The organism is Chromobacterium violaceum ATCC 12472 (assembly GCF_000007705.1).
Taxonomy (GTDB): Bacteria; Pseudomonadota; Gammaproteobacteria; order Burkholderiales; family Chromobacteriaceae; genus Chromobacterium; species Chromobacterium violaceum.
The window spans coordinates 872,189-897,118 of record NC_005085.1 but is presented as its reverse complement, the minus strand read 5'-3'; the positions used below and the strand labels follow the sequence as shown (position 1 = coordinate 897,118).

At 63.5% G+C, this 24,930-nt stretch carries 25 protein-coding genes and 1 tRNA gene; 11 read left to right on the top strand and 15 right to left on the bottom strand.

The window, feature by feature from the left end:
• Nucleotides 1-15 precede the first annotated feature (15 nt).
• Complete coding sequence (locus tag CV_RS04235) at nucleotides 16-720, top strand: superoxide dismutase (RefSeq protein ID WP_011134422.1); 705 nt, start codon at nucleotides 16-18, stop codon at nucleotides 718-720.
• Between the two features lie 12 nt (nucleotides 721-732).
• On the opposite strand, the gene CV_RS04230 is transcribed toward CV_RS04235, so the two are convergent.
• Entirely contained in the window at nucleotides 733-1,215 is a 483-nt protein-coding gene (locus CV_RS04230) for a MarR family winged helix-turn-helix transcriptional regulator (RefSeq protein ID WP_011134421.1), read from the bottom strand.
• Between the two features lie 74 nt (nucleotides 1,216-1,289).
• On the opposite strand from CV_RS04230, the gene CV_RS04225 reads away from it, so the two are divergent.
• Both CV_RS04225 and CV_RS04220 read left to right on the top strand, forming a co-directional pair.
• Nucleotides 1,290-2,531 (top strand): alpha/beta hydrolase, encoded by a 1,242-nt coding sequence (locus CV_RS04225; RefSeq protein ID WP_011134420.1) that lies wholly within the window; start codon nucleotides 1,290-1,292, stop codon nucleotides 2,529-2,531.
• A 91-nt stretch (nucleotides 2,532-2,622) separates the two neighbouring features.
• Entirely contained in the window at nucleotides 2,623-3,342 is a 720-nt protein-coding gene (locus CV_RS04220) for a haloacid dehalogenase type II (protein WP_011134419.1), read from the top strand.
• A gap of 63 nt (nucleotides 3,343-3,405) precedes the next feature.
• On the opposite strand, the gene CV_RS04215 is transcribed toward CV_RS04220, so the two are convergent.
• From CV_RS04215 to CV_RS04195, 6 genes are all read right to left on the bottom strand, one after another.
• Complete coding sequence (locus CV_RS04215; protein WP_011134418.1) at nucleotides 3,406-3,735, bottom strand: DUF2442 domain-containing protein; 330 nt, start codon at nucleotides 3,733-3,735, stop codon at nucleotides 3,406-3,408.
• Nucleotides 3,719-3,970, bottom strand: a complete 252-nt coding sequence (locus CV_RS24365; RefSeq protein ID WP_080508916.1) for a DUF4160 domain-containing protein — start codon at nucleotides 3,968-3,970, stop codon at nucleotides 3,719-3,721. Before CV_RS24365 ends, CV_RS04215 begins: the two co-directional genes overlap by 17 nt.
• A gap of 347 nt (nucleotides 3,971-4,317) precedes the next feature.
• A complete protein-coding gene (locus CV_RS04210; protein WP_011134416.1) occupies nucleotides 4,318-7,128 on the bottom strand; it encodes an ATP-binding protein in 2,811 nt (936 codons plus the stop codon).
• The gene (locus CV_RS04205) at nucleotides 7,128-7,886 is read right to left on the bottom strand and encodes a hypothetical protein (protein ID WP_011134415.1); all 759 of its coding nucleotides are present in this window, start codon (nucleotides 7,884-7,886) and stop codon (nucleotides 7,128-7,130) included. The genes CV_RS04210 and CV_RS04205 overlap by 1 nt, the downstream gene beginning before the upstream one ends.
• A 1-nt stretch (nucleotide 7,887) precedes the next feature.
• Nucleotides 7,888-8,100, bottom strand: coding sequence for a hypothetical protein (locus CV_RS04200; RefSeq protein ID WP_148206059.1), 213 nt, complete (start codon nucleotides 8,098-8,100; stop codon nucleotides 7,888-7,890).
• Nucleotides 8,097-9,371, bottom strand: a complete 1,275-nt coding sequence (locus CV_RS04195; RefSeq protein ID WP_043595487.1) for a hypothetical protein — start codon at nucleotides 9,369-9,371, stop codon at nucleotides 8,097-8,099. The genes CV_RS04200 and CV_RS04195 overlap by 4 nt, the downstream gene beginning before the upstream one ends.
• Nucleotides 9,372-9,492: 121 nt before the next feature.
• On the opposite strand from CV_RS04195, the gene CV_RS04190 reads away from it, so the two are divergent.
• From CV_RS04190 to CV_RS04180, 3 genes are read left to right on the top strand one after another with little or no spacing between them, the layout of a single operon-like run.
• The gene (locus CV_RS04190; protein ID WP_011134413.1) at nucleotides 9,493-10,620 is read left to right on the top strand and encodes a succinylglutamate desuccinylase/aspartoacylase family protein; all 1,128 of its coding nucleotides are present in this window, start codon (nucleotides 9,493-9,495) and stop codon (nucleotides 10,618-10,620) included.
• A 60-nt stretch (nucleotides 10,621-10,680) separates the two neighbouring features.
• Nucleotides 10,681-11,154, top strand: a complete 474-nt coding sequence (locus tag CV_RS04185; protein ID WP_011134412.1) for an inhibitor of vertebrate lysozyme family protein — start codon at nucleotides 10,681-10,683, stop codon at nucleotides 11,152-11,154.
• Entirely contained in the window at nucleotides 11,151-11,408 is a 258-nt protein-coding gene (locus CV_RS04180) for a putative hemolysin (protein ID WP_011134411.1), read from the top strand. The genes CV_RS04185 and CV_RS04180 overlap by 4 nt, the downstream gene beginning before the upstream one ends.
• Before the next feature lie 121 nt (nucleotides 11,409-11,529).
• Here the strand turns inward: CV_RS04180 and CV_RS04175 are convergent, their stop codons facing one another.
• The 7 genes from CV_RS04175 to rplU form a co-directional block, all read right to left on the bottom strand.
• Entirely contained in the window at nucleotides 11,530-12,297 is a 768-nt protein-coding gene (locus tag CV_RS04175; RefSeq protein ID WP_011134410.1) for an ABC transporter ATP-binding protein, read from the bottom strand.
• Between the two features lie 21 nt (nucleotides 12,298-12,318).
• Nucleotides 12,319-13,032: an ABC transporter permease gene (locus tag CV_RS04170; protein WP_011134409.1), complete on the bottom strand. Its 714-nt coding sequence runs from the start codon at nucleotides 13,030-13,032 to the stop codon at nucleotides 12,319-12,321.
• Nucleotides 13,029-13,718 (bottom strand): ABC transporter permease, encoded by a 690-nt coding sequence (locus tag CV_RS04165; protein ID WP_011134408.1) that lies wholly within the window; start codon nucleotides 13,716-13,718, stop codon nucleotides 13,029-13,031. The genes CV_RS04170 and CV_RS04165 overlap by 4 nt, the downstream gene beginning before the upstream one ends.
• A 136-nt stretch (nucleotides 13,719-13,854) precedes the next feature.
• A complete protein-coding gene (locus CV_RS04160; protein WP_011134407.1) occupies nucleotides 13,855-14,634 on the bottom strand; it encodes an ABC transporter substrate-binding protein in 780 nt (259 codons plus the stop codon).
• A gap of 561 nt (nucleotides 14,635-15,195) precedes the next feature.
• Nucleotides 15,196-16,356 carry a GTPase ObgE gene (gene obgE / locus CV_RS04155; protein ID WP_011134405.1) on the bottom strand — a complete coding sequence of 387 codons (1,161 nt, stop codon included), beginning with the start codon at nucleotides 16,354-16,356 and terminating at the stop codon, nucleotides 15,196-15,198.
• A 129-nt stretch (nucleotides 16,357-16,485) separates the two neighbouring features.
• Nucleotides 16,486-16,761 (bottom strand): 50S ribosomal protein L27, encoded by a 276-nt coding sequence (gene rpmA, locus CV_RS04150; protein WP_011134404.1) that lies wholly within the window; start codon nucleotides 16,759-16,761, stop codon nucleotides 16,486-16,488.
• A gap of 12 nt (nucleotides 16,762-16,773) precedes the next feature.
• Nucleotides 16,774-17,085, bottom strand: coding sequence for a 50S ribosomal protein L21 (gene rplU, locus CV_RS04145; RefSeq protein ID WP_011134403.1), 312 nt, complete (start codon nucleotides 17,083-17,085; stop codon nucleotides 16,774-16,776).
• A 184-nt stretch (nucleotides 17,086-17,269) separates the two neighbouring features.
• Here rplU and ispB point away from each other — a divergent pair, with 184 nt between their 5' ends.
• The 5 genes from ispB (at nucleotide 17,270) to CV_RS04130 (ending at nucleotide 21,834) form a co-directional block, all read left to right on the top strand.
• The gene (gene ispB, locus CV_RS04140; protein WP_043595482.1) at nucleotides 17,270-18,250 is read left to right on the top strand and encodes an octaprenyl diphosphate synthase; all 981 of its coding nucleotides are present in this window, start codon (nucleotides 17,270-17,272) and stop codon (nucleotides 18,248-18,250) included.
• A gap of 19 nt (nucleotides 18,251-18,269) precedes the next feature.
• Nucleotides 18,270-18,344, top strand: a tRNA-Arg gene (locus tag CV_RS04135).
• 858 nt (nucleotides 18,345-19,202) lie between these two features.
• Entirely contained in the window at nucleotides 19,203-20,117 is a 915-nt protein-coding gene (locus CV_RS22695) for a hypothetical protein (protein ID WP_011134399.1), read from the top strand.
• A gap of 159 nt (nucleotides 20,118-20,276) precedes the next feature.
• Nucleotides 20,277-21,095 carry a DUF5677 domain-containing protein gene (locus CV_RS23330; RefSeq protein ID WP_011134398.1) on the top strand — a complete coding sequence of 273 codons (819 nt, stop codon included), beginning with the start codon at nucleotides 20,277-20,279 and terminating at the stop codon, nucleotides 21,093-21,095.
• Nucleotides 21,096-21,501: 406 nt separating this feature from the next.
• Nucleotides 21,502-21,834 carry a hypothetical protein gene (locus CV_RS04130; RefSeq protein ID WP_043595480.1) on the top strand — a complete coding sequence of 111 codons (333 nt, stop codon included), beginning with the start codon at nucleotides 21,502-21,504 and terminating at the stop codon, nucleotides 21,832-21,834.
• 102 nt (nucleotides 21,835-21,936) lie between these two features.
• Here the strand turns inward: CV_RS04130 and CV_RS04125 are convergent, their stop codons facing one another.
• Complete coding sequence (locus CV_RS04125; protein WP_052278760.1) at nucleotides 21,937-24,888, bottom strand: EAL domain-containing protein; 2,952 nt, start codon at nucleotides 24,886-24,888, stop codon at nucleotides 21,937-21,939.
• Nucleotides 24,889-24,930: the final 42 nt, after the last annotated feature.

Below are 24,930 nucleotides of genomic sequence, written 5' to 3'. Positions count from 1 at the left end.
CTTTAGGAGATCGCCATGCCCGACCCGAACGCCGAACTCTCCCGCCGCGGCTTCCTGCTTTCCGCCGCCGGTTCGCTGGCCGCCCTGGCCCTGCCCGGCCTGCCAGGCGCCGCCCATGCCTCGTCGGCCCAGGTCCTGCCGCCGCTGCCCTACGCCGACAATGCGCTGGAGCCGGTAATCTCGGCGCGCACCATAGGCTTCCACTACGGCAAGCACCACAAGGCTTACCTCGACAACCTGAACAAGCTGATCGCCGGCCGCGACTACGCCGACCTGCCGCTGGAGGACATCCTCACCCGCTCCTTCGGCCCCGCCAGCGATGCCGCCGTGTTCAACAACGCCGCCCAACTGTGGAACCACACTTTCTATTGGCGCAGCATGCGGCCGAAAGGCGGCGGTATCCCGCCTCAAGGGCTGAGGGAAAAAATAGAAGCCTCGTTCGGCAGCGTGGACGCCTGTAAGCGGCAGCTGGCCGGCGCCGCCATTTCCCAGTTCGGCAGCGGCTGGGCCTGGCTGGTGCAGGACGGCGACAAGCTGCGCGTGGTGAAGACCGGCAACGCCGACAATCCGCTCACCTCCGGACTGACTCCGCTGCTCAATGTCGACGTGTGGGAGCACGCCTACTACCTGGACTACCAGAACCGCCGCGCCGACTATGTCAACGCGGTGCTGGACAAGCTGATCGACTGGGAATTCGCGCAGCGCAACCTGAAGGCCTGACGCCCGCCAGGCTCACAGCTGATCGTAGACGCCGCCCAGCGCGCGCAGCACTTCGGCGGCGGCGTCCAGCGTCCGGTCGTCCATCTCCCGCAGCGCGCGCTGCAGCACCTCGGCCAGCACGCGCTCGCGCTCGCGGTGGCGCGCGAGGCCCAGTTCGGTCAACCGCACCAGCACCGAACGCTTGTCCGCCAGCGATTTCGCCTTCTCCACATAACCCTGCTCGCTCAGGCCGTTGACCAGCTGGGTAACGCCGGCGCCGGTGGTCTCGGTCAATTCCGCCAGCCGCGCCACCGGCAACGCGCCCTCCTCGGCCAGTATCCGCAGCACTCTCGCGTGCGACAGCGACAGCGCGCCGGCCTGGCGCGTGGCGCGGCCGCGCAGCCGCGCGTCGGCGGCGCTCAGGCTGTAGGCGGCGCGGCTCAGCCTCGCCAACGCCTGCTGGCGCGCTTCTCCCGCCTCGCTGGGCAAGGCATCCCCCTGGGGTTTGGTTGACATGCGTTCCGGCTCCACAATAATATAACTAAGTACTTAGTTATTTTTTGGTACGATCAATTTACGAGGTGAAAATTATGTCACGTTCAGAAGCGCAAAGCTGGTCGCTGGACATCGCGCTGGCACAGGGCGGTTTCGATGCCCTGCATCCGGAAGGCAAGAACACCCTGCTGCAGCTGGGGCACGATCCGGCCGATTTCGACGCCGTGTTCGAACAGGTGAAAAGCGGCGCGATGCTGCCCAAGGCCTGGGCCGAGGTGGCGGCCCGCGCCGAACGCCGCGCCGCCCACTACGAGCGCGACGGCTACCGCCGCACCGCCACCGACCTCTACCTGCGCGCCGCGGTGATGTGGGGCCGCGCGCAGTACTCGATCTTCGACACCGCCGATCCGCGCAAGGCGGTGCTGCGCGCGCGCTGCAACCACTGCGTGGCGCGCATCGGCGAGCTGCGCGACGGCCGGGTGCGGCGGGTGGAGATTCCGTTCGAGGGCGGCCTCATCCACGCGCTGCTGCACCTGCCTGACGGCGAAATCCGCCAGGCGCCGGCGGTGATACTCGGCCCCGGTATGGACATGATCAAGGAAGACTACCTGTACGCCGCCGAACGCTACTACACCTCGCGCGGCATGGTGGCGCTGTCGATAGAAGGCCCCGGCCAGGGCGAAAGCCGCGCCGGCGGCCTGGCGGTGACGCTGGACAACTACGAGCGGGCGCTGGAAGCCTACGCCGGCTACCTGGCCGGCCTGCCGGAAGTGGACGCCGGCCGCATCGGCATGTTCGGCATCAGCATGAGCGGCTACTGGGGCATGCGCGCCGCCGCCGGCGACACCCGGCTGGCCGCGCTGGCCGCCTACGAGCCGGTATGCGGCGACTTCCTCACCATCTTCGAGCGCGCCCAGCCCAGCTTCAAGAAAAACTACATGTATATGAGCGGCTACCGCGACGAGGCCCTGTTCGACCGCGAGATGCGCGACCGCATGCCGCTGGACGCGCTAGCCGCCGACATCCGCATCCCGGTGCTGCTGGGCATCGGCGAGTTCGACGAGCTGACGCCGCTGGAACAGGCGCTGGCCTGCTACCGGCGCATCCGCGCGCCCAAGGAGATGCGCGTATACGAGAACGAGTTCCACCCGCTGGGCGGCGTGGCGGCCGAAGTCTTCCGCTACGGCGCGGAGTGGCTGGAGCGCGCGCTGTCCGGCGACCCGGCATTGCGCGAGCCGGGCCGGGACGTCCGCCACTACCTGCGCCGCGACGGCCATATCGGCGACGGCAGCGCCGCGCCGGACTGGTGGCAGGGAGCAGACCCGACGGCAGAGTAAGCGCCCCGCCGGCGCCGGCAGGCGTTTGAACGATTGACGCCGCCCGGCGCCGACGCCAGACTGCCTTCATGCCAAAGACATGGAGGCGGTCATGAGTCAGCCTGTTCAGGCTCTGCTGTTCGACGTATTCGGCACGGTGGTGGATTGGCGCGAGGGCGTGGCACGCGACGCCGCCGCCTTTCTGCGGCGCCGGCCCGCAGCCAGGCAGGACGCTTACGCCTTCGCCGACGCCTGGCGAGCCCTCTACTCGCCGGCAATGGAAGCGGTGCGCGCCGGCCGCCGGCCGTTCACCCGGCTGGACCAGCTGCACCGCGAAAACCTGGAGGCCACGCTGCCGGCCTTCGGCGTCGATCCCGCCTCGGCGCCGGAAGACGAGCTGCAATGGCTGAACCGCGCCTGGCACCGGCTGGATCCGTGGCCGGACAGCGTGGCGGGCCTGGCGCGACTGAAGGCGGGCCATATCATCGCCACGCTCAGCAACGGCAACACCAGCCTGCTGCTGAATATGGCCAAATACGCCGGCCTGCCATGGGACGCGATACTCGGCGCCGAAGCGGCCCAGGCCTACAAGCCGATGCCGCAGGCCTATCTGCGCACCGCGGAACTGCTGGACCTGCCGCCGGAGCGGATCTGCCTGGTCGCGGCCCATAACGGCGATCTGGCCGCCGCGCGCCGCTGCGGATTCAAAACCGCCTTCATCATGCGTCCCCGCGAATTCGGCCCGGAGCAGCGGACGGATCTGGCGGCGGAACAGGATTGGGATTGGGTGGCGAGGGATTTGGTGGAGTTGGCGGGAATACTTGGGTGCTGAAACGTAAGGAAGACAAGCATTTGCGCTTGCCCTCCTGATGATGCCGCGCCTCTTCGGACCAGCTCAAGAAGCCAGAGGATGCTCCGCCATCCACTTGGCGGAGCCTCGACGTCCCTCCAACAAACCAATCAGAGATACATCCTCCTCCAAAGTCTCAAAATATACTCCCAGCCCCGAAGGACTGATTTCTATCTCACGCAACTGCTCTGGAGTTGCGCCATAAGTCGCCTGCAAGTCGTCAGGCCGAAACTTGAGTTCTCTGTCATTAGCCAGAATGAAGACGATAACCCCCTCCTCTGACCGATACTGGACCGATCGCAGGGTAGAATATTCCCGCTGCAGCATCTCCATCCGAGAAGACGCTGCTTCCAGCTCATTAGCAGACACTTCCATGGATATCTCCCCATGCTGTGCATAGCTCATTCAAGCGGGCATGTAACTCCTTGATGAGCTTGTTGATCTCATGGGCACCGAATCCCTTCTGCTCACGCAACCAAGGGGGCCCATCCGGACAATTCAAAATAAAAGCAGCTTCCCTCTTCCCATCGATTACGTGAACATGGGCTGGATTGTGATCGTTTGTCCGTATCACCACCCGGTAACCATTCCACTTCAACACATTTGGCATATCCGCCTCGTAATGGGATGATGTTGCCGCATAGCCAACCTTACTTTAGTTAGACCAACGCATAGCTCTATCACCCATCTAACTTTGGGAAAACACCCGATAAATTAAGCATTTATTTTTCACTATACGCTCACTGAGACAAGATTTTCTTGCCTCTATCAATGCGTTAGACATCCGCCCCTCTAGCCTAAAAACCATCAAACACTACATATAGCAAACAAATGGACACCGTCTCCCTCCTCCTGTGGTAAGCGTAGTTTTGTCAGGAAGACACGCAGCGCTCTCCCGCCATCTCCGGGTCAAGTCGACAAAGAAAAACGGGGCCGCTCTCGCCGCCCCGCTGCTGTTTACGCCTGCTCGCCGCCGTCCACCCGCCGCCGCGTCTGCAGAATCGGCGGCGCCCAGGTTTCGCCCGGCCGCTTCTTGCGGGTGGCCAGCGTCAGCTCGGACGGGGCGAAGATGTTGATGTTGTGGGTGTTGGGCGTAGTGATCAGGTACTGCGCCTCGGTGGCTTTCAGGAAGCCGGCGACGCGGTCGATGTTGAAGATGTCGAGGTGGGCGAACGGCTCGTCGATGAAGACGAAGCCGGACGGATTGGACTCGTCCATCATCAGGCCGATCAGCAGGATCAGCGACTTCATCACCTGCTGGCCGCCGGAGGCCTCGCCGTCGTTCATGCCCATCATGCCCTTCTGGTCGAAGTTGAACTTCAACACCAGGCCGGCCTGGGCCAGCACCGCGTCGTCGTTGGACAGCTGCGGCAGCTCCACTTCCACCTGGATGCCGGCCAGCTCGCCCAACCGCTTCACGTTCTGCCCATAGGCGCGCACGGTGGCGCGCAGCTTGCCGATGTAGGCGGCGCGCGCTTCGTCGGTCAGCTCGCGCGAGCGGTCCACCTCGCCCTGGCGGCGCTGGCGCTCGCGGTCAAGCGACGTCAGGTCTTCCACCAGCTTGTCCTTCAATGCCAGCACCGAGTCGTCCTGCTCCCAGTCGCCGCTCTGCAGCTTCTCTTCCAGGTAGTTCAGCTGGTGCTTGGCGTCGGCGGCGGTGTCGAACTCGTCCTCCAGCGCCGCCACATGCTCCGGCGCCAGCGCATCGGCCGACAGGCGTTCGGCCCATTCGCGCAGCTCGCCGCTCAGCCGGCGCAGCTGGCGGCGCGCCTGCTCCACCTCCTGCAGCTTCTGGTTGTACTTGGACAGGCTTTCCATCTCGCGCTGGCAGACGCGGTCGTGCGCCAGCCGCGCGTCGCCGTAGCGCTGGTCGGCGGCGTCCTTCTCCGCGCCGGCGGCGGCCAGCGCCGCGCCCTGGCGGGCGATCTCGGCCTCCAGCTCGGCCTTGCGCGATTCCAGCGCGGCGAATTCGTCGGCGCGGCTGTCCAGCTGGCGTATCGCGTCCATGCCGCCCAGGTACTCGGCCAGGCCCGCCGCCTCGCGCGTGGCGGCCACCAGCCGCTCCTCGTCGGCCAGGATGCGCACGTTCAATGCCTTCAACTCGTCGCGCACCGCCAGCAACCGCGACTGCCGCGCCGCTTCGCCGAACGCGTATTCGTGCGCCGGCACGCCGATGTGGCGCGCGCCGCGGCGCTCGCGGAAATACCCGTCGCGGGTGATCCAGTCTCCTTCAGCGCTGGCGCCTTCTAGTGCGTTCTCCACCCGCGTCACGCTGTTCATCTGCCGGTACAGCCAGTCCGGCGCGTCGGCGGAGAAGCGCACCACCTCCAGCAGGCTGCCCTTGTTGGCGCGCGGCGGCGCGGCGCGCTCCGGCACCACGAAATGGCGATAGCGCAGCTTTTCGCCTATCTTCCAGGCCTCGCGGCGGTCGGATTCCCGGTCCAGCAGCACCACGTGGCGGTAGCCGCGCAGCAGCGCCTCCACCGCGCCCTGCCAGTTGGAATCCATCACCTCGACGATGTCGGACAGCATCGCGTGCGGGATGCCGGCCTCGTCCAGCGCCGCCTTGAACTGGCGCACATCCTCCGGCGAGCGGCCGCGGCCTATCTCTAGCGCCTGCAGGTGCTCCGAGCTTTCCTGGCGCTGCTTTTTCAGCTCGCGCAGGCCGTCCTTCAATTGATCCGCCTCTGCGCGCAGCGCGGCCAGCTTGTCGGCCAGCTGGGCGGCGTCGGCGCCGTATTCCTTGCCGGCCAGGGCCTGCAACCGGTCGCGCTCTTTCAGTTGGCCGGCCACCCCGGCGTGCTCGCCCTTGGCCTTCATGAAGGCGTCCTGCGCCGCCAGCCGCATCGTCTCCGCCGCGGCGCGCGCCTCGGCGGCGCTCACTTCGGCGGCTTTCAGCTTGGCCACCAGATCCAGGGTGTCGGCATGCTCGGCGCGCGCCTGGTTCAGCACGTGGTAGCCGGCGCGATAATCGCCCCATTGCTTGCCGAAGGCGGCCTTGGCGTCCAGATAGGCCAATACCGGCAGCGCCTCGTCGCGCAGGCGGGCGATGCCGGTCTGCAGCTGCTTCCATTCCAGGTAGCGGTTGGCGCGGTTCCGCATCGCCTCCACCCGCACCTGCAGCGCTTCCTCCTGGCGGCCCAGCGCCTCCAGCTCCAACTCGGTGGCGCGCTGCTCGTCGCGGGCGCGCTGGTAGTTGTCCAGCACGTCCTTGTCGCCGAACACTTGGAACACCAGGTCCAGCAGCTGGCGCGGACTGTATTCGGTCAGCTTGTCGGTATCGCCCTGCTCCAGCGCCAACACCTCGGCCACCGCCGGAGTCAGGCCGGCCGCTTCCAGCCGGCGGCGGTATTCATGCACGCCCAGCCATTGCGCCTGGCCCTCGGCATGCTCCAGCGCGATGTCGCCGTCCAGGATCGCGTAGTGGCGCACCCAGTCGCCGCCCTGCTTCTTGATCCGGCACAGCAGCGTCACCGACTCCGACACGATGGGGAAGAACGGCGTCGGGTACAGGCCGCCGGACGGGCGGCGCGGATTGTCGACCACGCCGCGCAGATAGGCGAAGGCTTCCTTGTTGTTGCGCACGTAGCGCTTGTAGTCGCGCTTGCCGGAGCATTTGATGGCCAGCAGCGTGCGCATCGCGTCCAGCAAGGTGGTCTTCCCGGAGCCATTGGGCCCGATGATGGTGACGATCTGGGCGTCCAGCGGCACGCTCAGCCGTTGCCAGAAGTCCCAGTGCACCATTTCGACGGATTTCATCTGGAACATCAGCGCATCTCCTCGTCCGCCGCGTCGTCCGGCGGCAGGTCGAACAGCGGGCCGGCCGACTCCATGCCGCCGTCCGCGCCTTCTTCTTCGATATCGTCGTCTGCGCGCTTGTCGACCAGCGCCTCGCGTCCCTCGCGGCGCAGCAGCATGTCGGCCAGCGCGCCCTCGATGATGCGCGGCGCCAGCTGGGCGTAGTCGATCATCAAATCCAGCATCGGCCCCTCGTCCAGCCAGCGGTTGCGGCGGACGATGAAGCCCAGGTTGACCAGACGGCCCAGATTGGCGTTGAAGCGGGTGCGCCCGCCCAGCGCCTTGCCGAAGTCAGCGTAGAGCGCGTCCTCGGAAATGCCGGTGGACACGGCTTCGCCGGTTTCCAGCGGCTTCTGCGCGCCGAACATATCGCTCTGGTTTTCCTTGCCTGCCTCGACGCGGGCGATCTGCCGCTCGCGCTTGGGCAGGATGATCAGCGCCCACAGGATGACCAAGAGCGCCACGCCGTCGCGCGGCAGGCCCAGATTGTTGTTGAGCCAGGCGTCGCCGGAGCCGAACACCGGCTCGGTCATTTCCGGCAGCAGCGCCACGGCGATGTGTTCGGCGTACGGGTTCTCCACCAACCGGAGACCGACCGCGGCCAGGCTCTTGTCCAGCTCGGCGCGGAAGATATCGTCCAGCAGCGCCTTGCGCGCCAGCGCGTCGGCGCGCGGCACCACCCGGTGCGCCAGCAGGCGGGCGGTGAGGGTCTTGATTTCGTGTTCCATATTATTTCTTGGCTTGCGCCACGCCCTGGATCAGCATCAGCGCGGCGGAGGCCGCCAGCGCGGCATCGCGCGGGTCGGCCAGATTCTGGTTGAAGCGCGGCGGCAACTGCCGGTAATGGGCCAGCAAAGTCTGCACTTCCCGATTCTCGCTCTGGCCGAGACGGGCTTCCATCCGGCCCACGGTAGCGGTCAACTCAGCGAATGTGGCCATCATCGGCTTCCCTTGACGGCATGCGCCACCAGCCGCGCATCGGACAGCGTCGCCACCTCCGGGTGGTCTGGCGCGATCACGCCGTCGCCGCCCTGCAGGCTGAACGGCAGCTTGGCCAGCGCCGCGACGATGCTCTGGTCGTTGCTGGTTTCCGGGTCGCCGATCAACGACAGCAGGGACAGCCGGTATGCGGTTTCGTTGTAGCTGCCGGCCAGCACCGCCTGGCTGATATGGGCGTCGGCCTTGCCGCTCATGCCCAGCTCCAGCAGCAGGTCGTACATTTCCTCGGCCTCCAGCAGCCGTTCCATTTCCGGCGCGTCGGCCAGCGGCGCGGCCTCGCCGCCCGGCAGCACGTGCTCGCCTGCCTTGGCGCGCTCGCGCGCCAGCAACTCGAACTCGGCCACGTCGGCCAGCTCGGGCGTCGACAGGAAGGCCGGCTCCGGGCAGATGGACCAGCCGCCCGCCAGCTTGCCGGCCAGCATGGCCGCGCCCTGGCGGCGCAGCCAGTCGGCGATGTCGGTGGAGGTGAGGCCGGAATTGCCCAGGTGCACGCGCTGCGCGGCCAGCTGGGCCAGCCGGCGCTCGAAGGTGCCGGCCAGCGCCAGCATCCGGCTCTGCGCCAGCGCGATCGCCTGGGCCTGGTTCAGCACGGTCAGGCTCAGCGTGTCGTCCTGGGTCAGGCTCTTCACCACCTCGGTGGATTTGGCCACCCAGCGCCACACCGCTTCCAGCCGGTGCTGGGCGGCGCGGATGCGGAATTCGGACTGCGACTCCAGCGCCTCTTCGAATTCGGCGTACAGCTCGTTCAGCCGCGCCAGCAGGTGCTTCAGCGCCTCGTCCGACACCTGGCCGACCGCCTGCCCGGCTGCCACCTGGCTGGCCAGATAGCCCAGTTCGACGTCGTCGCCGGAAAAATCGACCACCGTCGCCAGCGCAGCCAGCGCGACGCGCGCGCCCTCGGACAGCTGGTAGACGCCGCCGTCGCTGTCGTAGACCAGCAGATCGCCTTCGCGCAGCCGCCCCAGAATGGTGGCCAGTTTGGTATCGTTAAGGTAGGAGAAGCGCTGGGCGATTTCCTGCGGCGTCCACAGCGGCGCCTCGGCGCGGCCGCCCAGCTCTCGCAGCACCAGGAGGCGCATCAGCACTTCCTCGTCGCCGCCGCGGAACAGCGTGACGAAAACGGACAGATAGCCCCATGCGCCTTGCAGCCGCGACACGGCCTGCAGCGAGCCGGGCTCGATGCCGGGCTGGAAGAAATCGGACAATGAATCCAAACGCGCTCCACAAGCTGGGGTGAATCAAAGCGGAGATTGTCCCGGCGGCCCGCCGCTTCGTCAACGCGGCAATGCGTTTTATCCTGGCAGCACGCGATAACAAATCACTAGAGGAGATGCCATGCTCACCCGCCACCACCCCCTGCTGTCGCCCAGCCTGGGCAGCCAGCGCGCGCTGACCAGCTTTCACTTCGGCCAGGCAGGCCGCGGCGAGAAAGTCCACATCCAGGCCAGCCTGCACGCGGACGAGCTGCCCGGCATGCTGGTGGCCTGGCACCTGAAGCAGCGGCTGCGCCAGTTGGAGGACGAAGGCGCCATCCTGGGCGAGATCGCGGTGTTGCCGGCGGCCAACCCCATCGGACTGAATCAGAACCAGAACAGCAAGCTGATGGGCCGATTCGAAGCGATGAGCGGCCAGAACTTCAACCGCCACTACCTGCCGCTGGCGGAGCCGGTGTTCGCCGCCGTGCGCCACCAGCTGGGCGCCGACGCCAAGGCCAACACCCGGCTGATCCGCGCCGCGATGCGCGCCGAGCTGGCCAGGCAGCAGCCGCAGACCGAGCTGCAGTCGCTGCGCCACGCGCTGCACTCGATGGCCTTCGACGCCGACATCATGCTGGACCTGCACTGCGACAGCCGCGCCGACCTGCACCTGTACACCGGCACGCCGCTGTGGGACCAGTGCGAGCCGCTGTCCCGCTATCTGGGCGCCTGCGCCACGCTGTTGGCCGAAGATTCCGGCGATTACCCGTTCGACGAGTCCTGCAGCCAGCCGTGGTGGCAGCTGCGCGACCTGGCCGCGCAGGCCGGGCTGTCCGCGCCTATCGAAATGGCCTGCCTGGCGGTCACGGTGGAGCTGCGCGGCGAATGCGACGTCAACCACGAATACGCGGCCCATGACGCCGAGGCCATCATCGACTTCCTGCAGCATCGCGGCGTGATCGCCGGCGACGCGCCGCCGCTGCCGCCGCTGCGCCACCCGGCCACGCCGCTGGCAGGCTCCGAAGACCTGCTGGCGCCCCACGCCGGCGTGGTGGTGTACCGCGCGGCGACCGGCAGCCTGCTCAGCCCGGGCGACTTGGTAGCCGACGTGATCGACCCGCTGAGCGACGCCGTCAGCCAGGTCTGCACCCAGCGCGGCGGCGTGCTGTACGCCACCAGCGACCGGCCCTACGCCACCGCCGGCCTCGGCATCGCCCGCGTGGCCGGCGACACCGCGTTCAAGAACGGCAAGCTGTTGACCGCCTGACGGAATTTTCGCTTGCGGCGGCGATCCAAGCTGTTTTGCATCGCCGCCGGAATCCGCCTCATGAAAACGCTCGCCCCCCTGCTATTGTCCCTGTCCATCCTGCTGCCGGCCGCGCCGGCCGTCGCCGCGCCCGCCTCCTCGGCGCCGGCCGCCGAAGCGGTGTTCGCCGAGCTGGCGCGCCAGCCGGATTACCAGGCGGCCTGGATGAGCATGACGGCAGGCGCCAAAGACGCGCCGGAGTGGCTGCGCGAAGCCCGCGCCACCAGCGCGCCCTACCACTCCGCCTTCATTGCCGGCAAACGCTACCTGGCCGGCGAGATGTGCAAGCCGCACGACTGCGCGTCCAACCGCTTCTTCGGCCTGTTCAGCGCCGACAAGCGCCGCGCCGTCGGCCTGCTGGTAACGGTGGCCGACGTGCCCGAGGCGGTGGATCACCCGGCCAAGCACGCCAGCTACCGCTGGTTCGGCAAGCCGGACAAAAACCAGCGCGCCTATCTGATGCAACAACTGAAACAGGATCCGAACTGGAAATGAAAACGCTGAAACCCCTACTCGCCACGCTGCCCGCATTCCTTCTGGCCGCCTGCGCGCAAAATCCCGCGCCGCAGCCGAAGGCGGTGGGCATGGCCAATCCGGCCTCGGTCCATTGCGTGAAGCAAGGCGGCAAGCTGTTGCCGCAGAAGGACGCCGCCGGCAACGAATACGCGCTGTGCCAGCTGCCCGATGGCCGGACGGTGGAGGAGTGGACGCTGTTCCGCTCGCAGCAGCCGGCCGCCGGCGCGCCCTGACCACCTTATCCACAGCGATCCGCCAAACCTGAAGTTATCCACAACCTTCGCGCGCGCCAAAAAACAAACCCGCCGGCTGACCGCTCCGGCGGGTTTCCTACCCCCTTTGGCAGGGATAGTCTTACTTTAGACTACCGGACAGGAAAGCCTTCAGCCTTTCGCTCCTGGTGTTGCCGAACACCTCGTCCGGATGGCCCTCTTCCTCCACGCGGCCCTGGTGCAGGAACATCACGTGGTTGGACACGTTGCGGGCGAAGCCCATCTCGTGGGTGACGACGATCATGGTGCGGCCTTCTTCGGCCAGCGCCTGCATCACCTTCAGCACCTCGCCGACCAGCTCCGGGTCCAGCGCCGAGGTCGGCTCGTCGAACAGCATCACCTCCGGCTCCATCGCCAGCGCGCGGGCGATGGCCACGCGCTGCTGCTGGCCGCCGGACAGATGGGCCGGGTATTTGGCCTGGGCGCGCTCGTCCAGCCCCACCTTGGCCAGGTATTTCTTGGCGCGGGCGATGGCCTCGTCGCGCGGAATGCCCAGCACGTGCACCGGCGCCTCGATCACGTTTTCCAGCACCGTCATGTGGCCCCACAGGTTGAAGTGCTGGAACACCATGGCCAGCTTGGTGCGCATGGTCTGCAGCTGCTTCTGGTCGGCCGGCACCAGCTCGCCCTGCTTGTTGCGCGCCAGGCGGATTTCCTCGCCGTTCAGCGCGATGGTGCCGTCGTTCGGCTTCTCCAGGAAGTTGATGCAGCGCAGGAAGGTGCTCTTGCCCGAGCCGGACGAGCCGATGATGCTGATCACGTCGCCGGCCTTGGCCTTCAGCGAGATGCCTTTCAGAACTTCGTGGTCGCCGTAGCTCTTGTGAATGTTGCTGATGTTCAGCTTGTCCATCTAATAAATCCCCAGTATTTCTCAGCTCTTGGTCGGATGCAGGTAAGCGAGCCAGCGGGCTTCAGCCTTGCGGAACAGGCCGACCAGAATAAAGGTGATGCTCAGATACAGCAAGGCTGCCAGGCCGAAGGCGTTGAAGGAATCGTATGTGGCGGCGTTGACGTCGCGCGCGACCTTCAGGATATCCGGCACGGTGGCGGTGAAAGCCACGGTGGTGGCGTGCAGCATCAGGATCACCTCGTTGCTGTACGCCGGCAGCGCCCGGCGCAGCGCCGACGGGATGATCACCCGGCGGTACAGCGTGAAGGGGCTCATGCCGTAGGCGCGCCCGGCCTCGATCTCGCCGTAGGGCGTGGCCTTGATCGCGCCGGCGAAGATCTCGGTGGTGTAGGCGCAGGTGTTCAGCGCGAACGCCAGGATGGTGCAGTTGTAGCCTTCGCGGAAAAAGTGGTTGAGGAAGCCCACCTCGCGCACCACCTCCAGGCTGTACATGCCGCTGTAGAAGAAGATCAGCTGCACGTAGAGCGGGGTGCCGCGGAACACGTAGGTGTACAGCCACACCGCGCGCGCCAGCCATTTGACCTTGGACACGCGCGCCACCGCCAGCGGGATGGACACGACGAAACCGAAGGCGATGGACAGCACCAACAGCCACATGGTGACGGCCAGGCCGGACAGGTGGTAGCCGTCGCTCCACAGGAAGGCCCGCCAGTATTGCTGGATGATGTCTATCATAGGTCGGCCTCCCGCACGCCGGTGGAATAGCGGCGTTCCAGCTTCGCCAGCACGAAATTGGACAGCGTGGTCAGCGCCAGGTAGATGGCGCCCGCCACCAGCGTGAAGAAGAAGACTTTATAAGTGCTCTTGCCGGCGTCCACCGATGCCTTCACCACGTCGGCCAGGCCGATGATGGACACCAGGGCGGTGGCTTTCAGCATCACCTGCCAGTTGTTGGAGATGCCGGGCAGCGCGAAGCGCATCATCTGCGGAAACTGCACGCGATGGAACACCTGCCAGCTCGTCATCCCGTAGGCGATGCCGGCCTCGATCTGCCCCTTGGGCACGGACAGGAAGGCGCCGCGCAGCGTCTCGGTGAAATAGGCGCCGTAGATGAAGCCCAGCGTGACGATGCCGGACACGAACGGGTCGAGGTCGATCTGCTCGATGCGCAGCGCCTCGGTGATCTTGTTCATGCCGATCTGCAGGCTGTAGAAGATCAGCAGCATCAGCACCAGGTCGGGCACGCCGCGCACCAGCGTGGTGTACAGCGTGGACACGCCGCCCAGCAGCGGGTTGTGCGACAGCTTGGCGCCGGCGCCGACCAGACCAATGGCGAAGGCCAGCAGCAGCGACAGCACCGACAGCTCCAGCGTCACCAGAGTCCCCTGCCAGATAATGGGACCGAATCCATCCAGAAACATATGTTCCCCTTGTCGAGTGGCCGCGGCCTCCGGCTTATGTTGCCGAATGGCGGCGGACGCTCCAGATCAATACGCCCCGCAAAGCGGGGCGCATCACAGCGCGGGCGGGCGGACGGGCCGCTCGCCCGGAACGGCGTCAGCCGCCGTACACGTCGAAGGTGAAGTATTTCTTCTCAATCTTCTTGTAGGTGCCGTCCTTCAGCATGTCGGCGATCGCCTTGTCGATGCCGGCCTTCAGGTCCTTGTCTTCCTTGCGCAGGCCGATGCCGGCGCCTTCGCCCAGGGTCTGCGGGTCGACCAGGTCCTTGCCGGCGAAGGCGAAGCCCTTGCCCTCAGGCTTCTTCAGGAAGCCGATGTCGGCCTGCACCGCGTCCTGCAAGGACGCGTCCAGGCGGCCCGCGGTCAGGTCGGCCAGCACCAGGGTCTGGTTCTGGTAGGGGACCACTTCCACGCCTGCCGGCGCCCAGTGCTTCTTGGCGTAGGCTTCCTGGATGGTGCCCTGCTCCACGCCCACGCGCTTGCCCTTCAGCGAGGCCGGGGTCGGCATCAGGCCGGAACCGGCCTTGGCGACCATGCGGGTCGGAGTGTTGAACAGCTTGGCGGAGAAGGCGATTTCCTTCATCCGGGCCTCGGTCATCGACATCGACGACAGCACGCCGTCGAACTTCTTGGCCTTCAGCGCCGGGATCATGCCGTCGAAATCGTTTTCCACCCACACGCACTTGGCTTTCATGCGTTTGCAGATTTCGTTGCCCAGATCGATGTCGAAGCCCACCACCTGGCCGTTCGGCGCCTTGTACTCGAACGGCGCGTAGCTGGCGTCGACGCCGAAGCGGATTTCCTTCCAGTCCTTGGCGTAAGCCCCCAGAGATGCGGCCATCAGGCCTACGGCCAGCGCAGCAAGTGCTTTCTTCATTTCCTTCTCCTCATCAATCGTACTGCCTTGTTGGTATCCGGACCGTGCCGGACTTTCTCTCCGGGCCGATCCCGCCCGGCCCGCGCCGCCCGGTGCGGCCCCGGTCCAAAGCGGCGGCTGCACCAGTTATATAGTTAGAGTATTTCGTCTAGCAAGCCGGATTTCGCCGCTCCGCCCGCCGGGCCCCCGGCTGGCGGATGACAAAACCTGGCGCCTGGTCCCGGACCGGCTCCTCCCGCCCCGCCGGCGAAACGGCGCGACAGGAAGGCGCGGCACGGCGCCCGGGGCTTTGTCTGCGGCTCTTCCCGGCTTCGGCTTCGACAAGCAGAATTCATGCCACGGCCATCCGGAGGCGGCTGTCGCCAGCGCGGCCGCCTGATGACAAAATACAACATCCAATCGACTTGGGAAGTAACGACGCGTGAAGGTATTGGTGTACAGCAAAGCGACGTAAATTGCCAGAAATCCGCCAAAACCCCGCATTTTGCCCAAGTGGAATAAAAAAACGGGCTAGATATGCATCCAGCCCGTCTCTCGTAGCAGTTAAATACTGCAATTTCGTTACGCGTCGTCACCTTCGCTGACGGCTGGCGCTTCCGGCATGATCACCTTCTGCTTGGCAGCGGCGGCCTGCTGCTGCAGCGCCTCGGCCTCCTTGCGCGCCTGGGCGCGCACCACGTCCAGGTAAGACATGATGGCGAAGGTCAGCTCGCGGGTGCCCTCGTGGTTCAGCGCGGAGATGGTGAACACGCGCGGTGCCTTGATGTCGAAGCCGAGGGAATCGTCCGGCCGCTCCTGCGGCCAGCCGTAGGCGTTGAGAAAGGCGGACACGGTCAGTTCGCGCTCGTCTTCCGGCAGCATGTCCACCTTGTTGAGCACCAGCCAGCGCGGCTTGCCGTGCAGCTCCTCGTCGAACTTCTTCAGTTCTTCGACGATGGCGCGCGCCTCGCGCACCGGGTCGACATCGGGATCGAACGGGGCGATGTCCACCACGTGCAGCAGCAGGCCGGTGCGCTGCAGATGCTTCAGGAAGCGGTGGCCCAGGCCGGCGCCTTCGGCCGCGCCCTCGATCAGGCCCGGAATGTCGGCGATGACGAAGCTGCGGGTATCGTCCATCCGCACCACGCCCAGATTGGGGTGCAGCGTGGTGAACGGATAATCGGCCACCTTCGGGCGCGCGGCGGACACCGAGCGGATGAAGGTGGACTTGCCGGCGTTGGGCATGCCCAACAGGCCGACGTCCGCCAACACCTTCAGCTCCAGCTTCAGCGTGCGCTGTTCGCCCTGTTCGCCCGGCGTGCACTGGCGCGGCGCGCGGTTGGTGGACGACTTGAAGTGGATGTTGCCCAGGCCGCCCTTGCCGCCCTTGGCGATCATGACGCGCTGGCCGTGGTGGGTGAGGTCGGCCACCAGCTCGCCGGTGTCGGCGTCGTGGATCACGGTGCCCACCGGCATCTTCAGCTCGATGTCGTCGCCGCCCTTGCCGTAGCAGTCGGCGCCGCGGCCGCGCTCGCCGTGCTGCGCCAGGTATTTCTTGACGAAACGATACTCGACCAAGGTATTGACGTTTTCGTCGGCCACCGCGTACACGCTGCCGCCCTTGCCGCCGTCGCCGCCGTCCGGACCGCCGAAGGGGACGAACTTCTCGCGGCGGAAACTGGCCACGCCGTTGCCGCCGCGTCCGGCCATCACTTCAATCCGGGCTTCATCGATGAACTTCATTGCACTCAACCTCTGTCTTGCGAGGAGTCAGGGGTCAGGGTTGGCCACGCCAGCCCTCACGCCTTGCCCCTCGGGTATGAAAAAAGCCCTATCGGAAGGATAGGGCTTTCTCGGATGTCAGAAAGCGAATTATTCGCCGTCTACACCGGTGTACGGAACCACGTTAACGGTCTTGCGCTGTTGCGCGCCCTTAACGGTGAATTCAACGTAGCCGTCAACCTTGGCGAACAGGGTGTGGTCCTTGCCCTGGCCGACGTTTTCGCCAGCGTGGAACTTGGTGCCGCGCTGACGCACGATGATGGAACCGGCCGGAATCAGTTCGCTACCGTAAACCTTAACGCCCAGGCGTTTGGCTTCGGAGTCACGACCGTTGCGGGAGCTGCCGCCTGCTTTTTTGTGTGCCATGACTGTTTATCCTTACTTCGAAATCGCGTCGATGCGGATTTCGGTGTAGTTCTGACGATGACCCTGGTGTTTCTGGTAGTGCTTGCGACGACGCATCTTGAAGATGCGGATCTTTTCGCCACGACCATGGGAAACAACGGTGGCCTTCACGGTGGCGCCGGAAACCAGCGGGGCGCCAACAACAACCTGTTCACCGTCAGCAATCATCAGCACTTCTTCAAGTACGATCTGGCTGTCGACGTCTGCAGGTATCTGTTCTACTTTGAGTTTTTCACCGATGGCAACCTTGTATTGCTTGCCGCCGGTTTTTATGACCGCATACATTCGCATGAGCTCCTGATAAATGAATCCCCCGCACATGATGCGCAGGGAACGCGAGACTATACAGGGCTGCCCGGCAAGTTGTCAATGATTTCATCGACTTAAGCGGCAAGCACGGCGGCATGGCGGCTGCGGGGGCTTTTCTGGTAACATCCAGAGCTTTGGCGTAGCCATCGCAACGATAAAACTGGTTGAAAACGTGTCCACCCCGCTTTTCCGAACCCTGATAGCCGACGACATGCAGACGGTAGACGGCGTGATCCGCGCCCGCCTGCACTCCGACGTCGTCCTGATCCGCCAGGTGGCGGAATACATCATCTCCGCCGGGGGCAAGCGCCTGCGCCCCATCCTGACCCTGCTGTCGGGCCGCGCGCTGGGCTACCGGGGCGAGCACCTGTTTGAACTCGCCGCGATGATAGAGTTCATTCACACCGCCACCCTGCTGCACGACGACGTGGTGGACGAATCAGACCTGCGCCGCGGCCGCAAGACCGCCAACGCACTGTTCGGCAACGCCGCCAGCGTGCTGGTGGGCGACTTCCTCTACACCCGCGCCTTCCAGATGATGGTCACCACCCGCAACATGACCATCCTGGAAGTGATGGCCGAGGCGACCAACATCATCGCCGAGGGCGAAGTGCTGCAATTGCTGAACATCGGCAACACCGACGTCAGCGAAGACGAATACCTGAAGGTCATCCAGTACAAGACCGCCAAGCTGTTCGAAGCCGCCGCCCGCGTCGGCGCGCTGATCGCCGACGCCTCCGCCGAGCAGGTGCGGGCGATGGCCGACTACGGCATGTACCTGGGCACCGCCTTCCAGATCATCGACGACGTGCTGGACTACAGCGGCGACGCCGACACCATAGGCAAGAGCCTGGGCGACGACCTGGCCGAAGGCAAACCCACGCTGCCGCTGATCTACACCATGCGCAACGGCAGTTCGGAAGCCTCCGCCCTGGTGCGCGACGCGCTGGAAAACGCCAACCGCGACCGTTTCCACGATGTGCTGAATGCGGTACAATCCTGCGGCGCGCTGGAATATGCCAAGAACGAAGCCGTGAAAATGGCCGAACAGGCCATCGCCTCCTTGCAGAGCATTCCCGATTCGGAAGTCCGCCAGGCTCTCATCGAGCTGGCCCGCCTGTCAGTGGACCGCAGCGCCTGACCAAACCAGTTTTCCAAGCGTCTCCGTAGTTAAATGGATATAACGGCCCCCTCCTAAGGGGCAGTTACAGGTTCGATTCCTGTCGGGGGCGCCACCCACTCTTCCAAAGCAGTCCAGGAAAGTCCACAAACCCGCAGCACGAGGCTTTGCGGGTTTTTTAACGTCCAAATAGGCCTGATCTCCTTCCAGCTAGAATCAGGATATCCGGAACTAAAAACGTGGTCTGTCCCCGCTTTCCCCTTTACCCGTTCAAACCGCGCAACAGCAAACCCTTGCATACGCAAATATGACAGAGACACTCGCAATCCGGCGAGAACGGCCGAAAATCACTGGTTTCCACGCCATTGGGTGCGGGAGGATGCGAAAAAAATCCGTATACAGCCCCCTCTTCATCAGCTAAGCCATTGATTGTTTAGAAAAACCCATCCACGGTTTCGCCCCCCACTTCCACGGTTTGCCCCATTTCTTCCACATCGTAGTTTTACGGACTTGCCCCACTTCTTCTCTTCTTCTTTTATAAAAAAACAAAGAGATAGAGAAGGAAAGCAGTGAAAAAGGAAGACAGGGGCTATCCACGGTTTCGGAGCGCTGCTTAAAATTTAATCCACGGGTTTGCCGGCCGATGTGGTGGAAATGGTGGATTCGCCCTTCCCTTCATAGCATTGATTTTATTGAGGTTTATGGAACATCCACGGAATCGGGGGGAGAGGTGGTGGACAAACCGTGGATGAAAAGCCATTGTAGGACAAGGACTTAGGAACCAATCCACGGTTTCTGGGGGATTTTAGGTGTGTGTGCCTAGCTGGGCGGCGGGAAAACTGCGGCTTACAATTGGCTGCTAACGGCCAAAAGTGGTCCTTCAAGAAACAGCCCCTGTGCCGTAATTCGTCAAAGCTAGTGAATTTGTTGAATAATTGTTATGCCTGTACTGCCACCTTAGTCGAGATTAATAATGGATGATGCAAACAAAATAAAATTCGCTCTCTATCTAGAAGGATGGAGTTATAACTCAGATGAAAAAAGTATTCTACGATTAAAAGCCATTGAAGTTACTCCGACTGAATACACATTAAATATGAAAGGCCATATATTCTGCCCTGAATGTTGCGTTGGGCTTTTCCGCTCACCAGAGGACAAAGAATATGATAGTAAAGGACGCAAGGCATTCTATGCGCACAGTAGAGCTTATACCCCAGAGTGTAGCCTTCGCGTTAAGAAAGCTGAAGGGAAGAGATTCGAGAATGAAGAATTAGCAAAGAAAGCCATTGAGAATGGCGAGCTAGCTATTGTAAAAGAATTTTTGAAGAAAAGACCGATTAGACCAGAAATTGATGAGCCTTTAGAATATCAAGGCAATCCAGTAGAAGATCAAAGCGGCAAACTTTCACTTGCACCCATTGGAAGGCATAGTGGAGATGAATTCAAGTTGCCAGGGGAATTTACATCAATTCGAGGACTTTGCCGAAACTTCAATAAAAATCTATATCGATACATTTATCTACCAGGAAGTAGATCTGCTTATACCCTGAAGGATCTATTGACAAATATCGAAAACGTCACAGAAACCTGCGACGAGCCGAAATTGTATTTTGGCAGAGTTACCAAATCTTGGAACTGCGGAAAGACACCAGAAAACATTCGGCAAACAATGCTTCGGTATCGCAGAAACCCTAAATATAAAGACTTCTGCCTAAAGGCTACCGACAAAGATAGCCAAGACCACGGAATTGGAGACGAATCAAGCGGGAAAGTGGTTATTATTTTCGGAAAAGTATTGGAAAGTGGTATTGGCTTGTGCATTAATAATTTGGGGTGGGGTGAATTTGCTATCTTGCCTGATAAATATGTACATCTACTCTACGAATAATCGACATAGTCCTTTGAAATCAAGCGATATTCCACAGCAAGCACAAGCCCATACTATTGAATTTTAACGAGGAAAGACAAGTGCGCACCCAGGATATGCGTATTGATTAATTTAATATACACCTGCGCAGGTGTATATTTCACGCCAGGCTTTTCAAGTATGAGTCATCGTCACGCAAAGAAGCACAAGCGCTCAAAAAAAGGACAAAATGTGCCGCCCTCTGACAGCCAAGAAATTGTTCGCATTGGGTCGGCACTACTTGATCCAGAAACCCAAAAAATTGTGGTGTTCACGGAGAATATGCTGCTAAACCAGCTACGTCGTGATGGACCAAAGATCGAAGCATCCTTTGACCGTTTATGCGAGGACGATCTAATTCAGCTCAGCGCATTATTTAGCAAAACTAACGGCCTAATTTATTCCGGCCTCACAATTGCCTCTCGTGAAGAAGATGAGCTACGCATTGCTTGCGCTCAGTTGCTTATGAATGCCTCGAACTCATTCGGAGCTGCTGTTGCCGTACTACGTATGGGCTATGTCTTGCAGCCAGGCATCATCCTTCGGTCACTGCTTGAAGCTGTATCCACCGCTCTATATCTAATTCAAAATCCAAATCACTTGCCGTCGTATCAGAACCATACGCTGCAATCCCAAAAAACTATCGCAGTCGCCAAGAAAGCTGTGCCGCCTTTAGGTTCGCTTTATGGGCACTTCAGCGACAACTTCGCCCATATTGGTCGCCTGCATAAGTCCATAACACCTGTTAATGAGTACAGCGAAGAAAATGATGCATTAACCGTCAACTTGAGCTCCCTTCGCATCGCAGCTTGGCTGCTATATGTTACGGCGGAACTGCTATTTAACGAACTTTTGGAAGTGCCTCGGTACTGGCAAGCAGTGAAACAAGGCTACATGTATAACCCTTCTGAAGAGGAGAAGGCATGGATGAAGAGTTACTTTCAGATGGAAAAACTATGAGTCTGCTGAAACTTCCCATCCAAGCATCTCTTGCCAGCCTAACTAGTTGTTCAACAGGACGTCTACCAGCTTCACTGGCCTCCTGTTAACGCTGGCGAAGTGTCAGCTTTTTTATGAAGGCGTCGACCACATTGGGTAGAAAGCTGTCACCCCTGCCAGCCAAAAATAGTATTGGGGGTATCTTTAGGGGTATTCGTTCATCGCCTAAAAAAGATATCTATTTATAAACAAAAGGTTTGAAAGCCAATTCAATTCCTGTCGGGGCAAAACAGGGACAACAAACCGGCGTCGCTGCGGCATTCGCTAAGCATGTCAAACCAGCGCACACCGGCACATTCCATGTCACGCCGTAAAAATGGCGAAGCGCGATACAATCCGCGCCAGGTTCATTCACTTGCCATTGCTGATGAAACGACTCTTTCCCACTACCTACTTGGCCGCGTTGCTGGCCGGCGCCGCGATGGCTTCCCCGCCTCCCGGCGCGCTGCAAGCCGGCACGCTGGCCAATCAAAAGCTGATCCGCGACGCGATGGTGGGCGTCGCCGCAGAGATGGGCATCCGCGGCTGCGCCAAACCGGAAAGCGTCCAGCCCTACATCCTGGCCCAGCCCCAGGGCAAGCCCGGCTCCCGTTTTTGGCGCGAAGCCTGGGTGGTGACGGGTTGCGGCCAGGCGTATCCGGTCCGCATCGAATTCCGCGAGGATGGGATGGACGCCGCCAACTGGTCGATCCTCAAGTAAGAAGCGGGCCGCATGCAGCCTTCGGTAGGCGGGTGGGTGCCGGAAGCGGCCGTCCATGAAGCGACATTTTCCCTGCGGCCGCCGCGCCGCCTCCGTCCGCCGTCACCGCGGCTCGCCGCCCCCCTCGCCCTGCTGGCAGGGCTGGACGGCGTCCCGCGCGGCGGACAGGCTGTGCTCCACCACGCTTTGCAGCGCGTCCAGCGGCATCGGCCGGTGGAACAGATAGCCCTGGATCAGATCGCAGCCCAGCTGGCGCAGCGTCTGCAGCTGCTCGCCGCTTTCCACGCCCTCCGCCACCAGCTTCAGGCCCAGCGCCTTCCCCAGGCCGATGATGGCGCGGATCAGCGTCACGTCCTGCTGCTTGCGGCCGATACCGTCGACGAAGGCGCGGTCTATCTTCAGCACTTCCACCGGCAGGCGCGTCAGCTGCGCCAGCGAGGAGTAGCCGGTGCCGAAATCGTCCACGGCCACGCGCAGCCCCAGCGCGTTGAGCGCCTGCAGCACTTTCAGGTTGACGTCGATGTCCGCCATCAACGCGGTTTCCGTCACTTCCAGCAGGATGCGCGCCGGGGCGGCCCCGGTTTCCCGCAGGATGCGTCCGAACTCGTCCGCCAGCCGCGCCTCGTCCAGTTGCCTGGCCGACAGGTTGACCGACACATAGGGAGCGTCCGCGCCCCAGCGCCGCCGCCAATCCGCCTCCGCCAGGCAGGCCTGGCGGAACACCCAGTAGCCGATGGCGACGATGGCGCCGCAGCTCTCCGCGATGGTAATGAACTGGGCCGGCGGGATCTCCCCGCCGGCGGCGTGCCAGCGCAGCAGCAGTTCCGCGCCCACCACCCGGACGCCGTCCGCGTCGACGATGGGCTGGTAGCGCGCGTGCAGCTCCTCCCGCTCTATCGCCGAGCGCAGGCCCTGGATGATGGAAAACCGCTGCCTGGCCTGGCCGTGCAGGCTGTCATTGAAGAAGCGCCAGCCGTCACGTCCCTTTTGCTTCACCGCGTGCATCGCGATGTCCGCCGACCGCAGCAGATCGTCGGCCAGGTGCTGGCGGCCGCTGCCTATGGCGATGCCGATGCTGGCGGTGCAGCCCAGCGCCAGGCCGTCCAGGCGGACCTCCTCCCGCAGCGCGGCGTTGATCCGCTCCGCCAGCGCGGAAATGTCCTCGGGCCGCGCCACCTGCTCGCACAGCACCACGAATTCGTCGCCGGCGAAGCGCGCCACGGTGTCGCCCGGCCGCAGCTGCGTCAGCAGCCGGGCGGCGATGGCCTGGATCAGCTGGTCGCCTATCCCGTGGCCGTGGGTGTCGTTGATCAGCTTGAAATTGTCCAGATCGACGAACAGCAGCGCCAGGCCGGCGCCGGTCCGCCGCGAGCGCTGCAGCGCCCGCTCCAGCCGTTCCAGCAACAGCGCGCGGTTGGCCAGGCCGGTCAGCGCGTCATGAGTGGCGCTCCACAGCAGCTCTTCCTGGGTCCGCATCTGCACGCTGACGTCGTGCAGCGTGGCGATCAGCGTCCAGCGCTCGCCCTTGCGGAATTTGGCGATGGAGATTTCCAGCGGGAAACAGCTGCCGTCCTTGCGGCAGCCGGTGACGTTGCTGCGGCTGGCCATGCGCCGGATCACGTCGCCGCTGGCGACGAACTGCTTCAGCATGCCGGCGTGCGGCTGCCGGAGGGCCGGCGGCAGCAGCTGGTGCACCGGCATGCCCGCCATTTCATCCGCGGTGTAGGCGAACATTTCGCAGGCGGCGGGATTGGCGTCGATGATCACGCCTTCTTCGTCCACGGACAGGACGGCCATGTCCACCAGGGTGAGTATCTGCTGCACCTGGTCGGAATCGATGCCTTCGGCGGAATGGCTCCGGCTCCGGGGGGAAGCCTGGCTGGACGGAACCGGCGCCGCAGCCTGGACGTAGCGTTCCGGCATCATCGGCGCGTGGCAGCCGAAGCGCTCCAGGATGCGGAATCCGCCGTCCCTGCCGCATTGGGCCAGGAAGCAGCTGACCGCGGCGTGGTGGCTGGCGGCGTCCATCACCACCGTGCCCTGAGGCCCATTGACGATGACGTACTCCAGCGCGGCCAGCAGCTTGTCGGTCTCCAGCGAGCCGGCCGCCCTGGCGGCCTGGGCGAAGGCATGCACGCACAGGTAGGCCCCCTCGCCGAAGTTGGTCAGCAAGCCATTGCCTTGCGGCCACAGGCCGTCGACGCCGGGCCGGCGCGCCAGCGCCGCCAGCAGCCGCCGGTTGCGCGCGGTGTCCACCGACATGAAATAGGTGTTGCAGCCGTACAGGCCTTCCCGCGCGTCTTCCGGCAGCAAGCTGGCCATCAGGTCGTCGAAGTGGCCCATCACCGCCGCCATCTGCCGCTTCAGGCCGCGTTCGGCGAAGCGCTTCAGCACCGCGATCTGGTTGGCGCCGGCGAAATAGGGCACGAAGACGTCGGCGCCCGACTGCCTCACCTCGTCCAGCATGGCGTCGATCTCGCGGGCATCCGCGTCGAACGGCAGGTAAACCTCGCCCACAGGCTCGCCGCCGACGCGGATCAGCGCCCGCTTGGCGGCATCGATGGAGCCGCGCGGCCATTCGTAGTTGTTGCCGGCGAAGAACATCTTCTGCCCCAGCCGCGAGGCGGCCCAGGCGATCATCTTGTCTATCTGCTGATTGGGCAGCGCGGAAAAATGGAAGAAATAGCGCGAGGCGATGCCGCCGGCGTAGAAAGCGAAATTGAGATAGGGCACCCGGCGCTGGCCGGCCACCTTGTCCGCCACCGCGATGCGGGAGTGGGTCAGCAGGTTGCCTATCAGCGCCGCGCAGCCGGAAAAGTCCACCAGGCCCAATGCCGCCGGCACCGCGCTGGCCGGGAAGCTGCCGTCGTCCGCCGACACCAGCTCCAACGGCAGCCCCAGCACGCCGCCCTCGGCGTTCACCTCGTCGCAGGCGATGGACGCGGCGCGGATGATTTCCTCGCCGTACATGCCCACCAGGCCGCTCAGCGGCGCCAGCAATCCCAGCCTGATGGTATCCCCGGACGCCTGCCCCGCGCTGTCATCCATGCGCATCCCCGCCGCTCCTCCTGTGGCGTGCGGCGCGGCCCGCTGCCG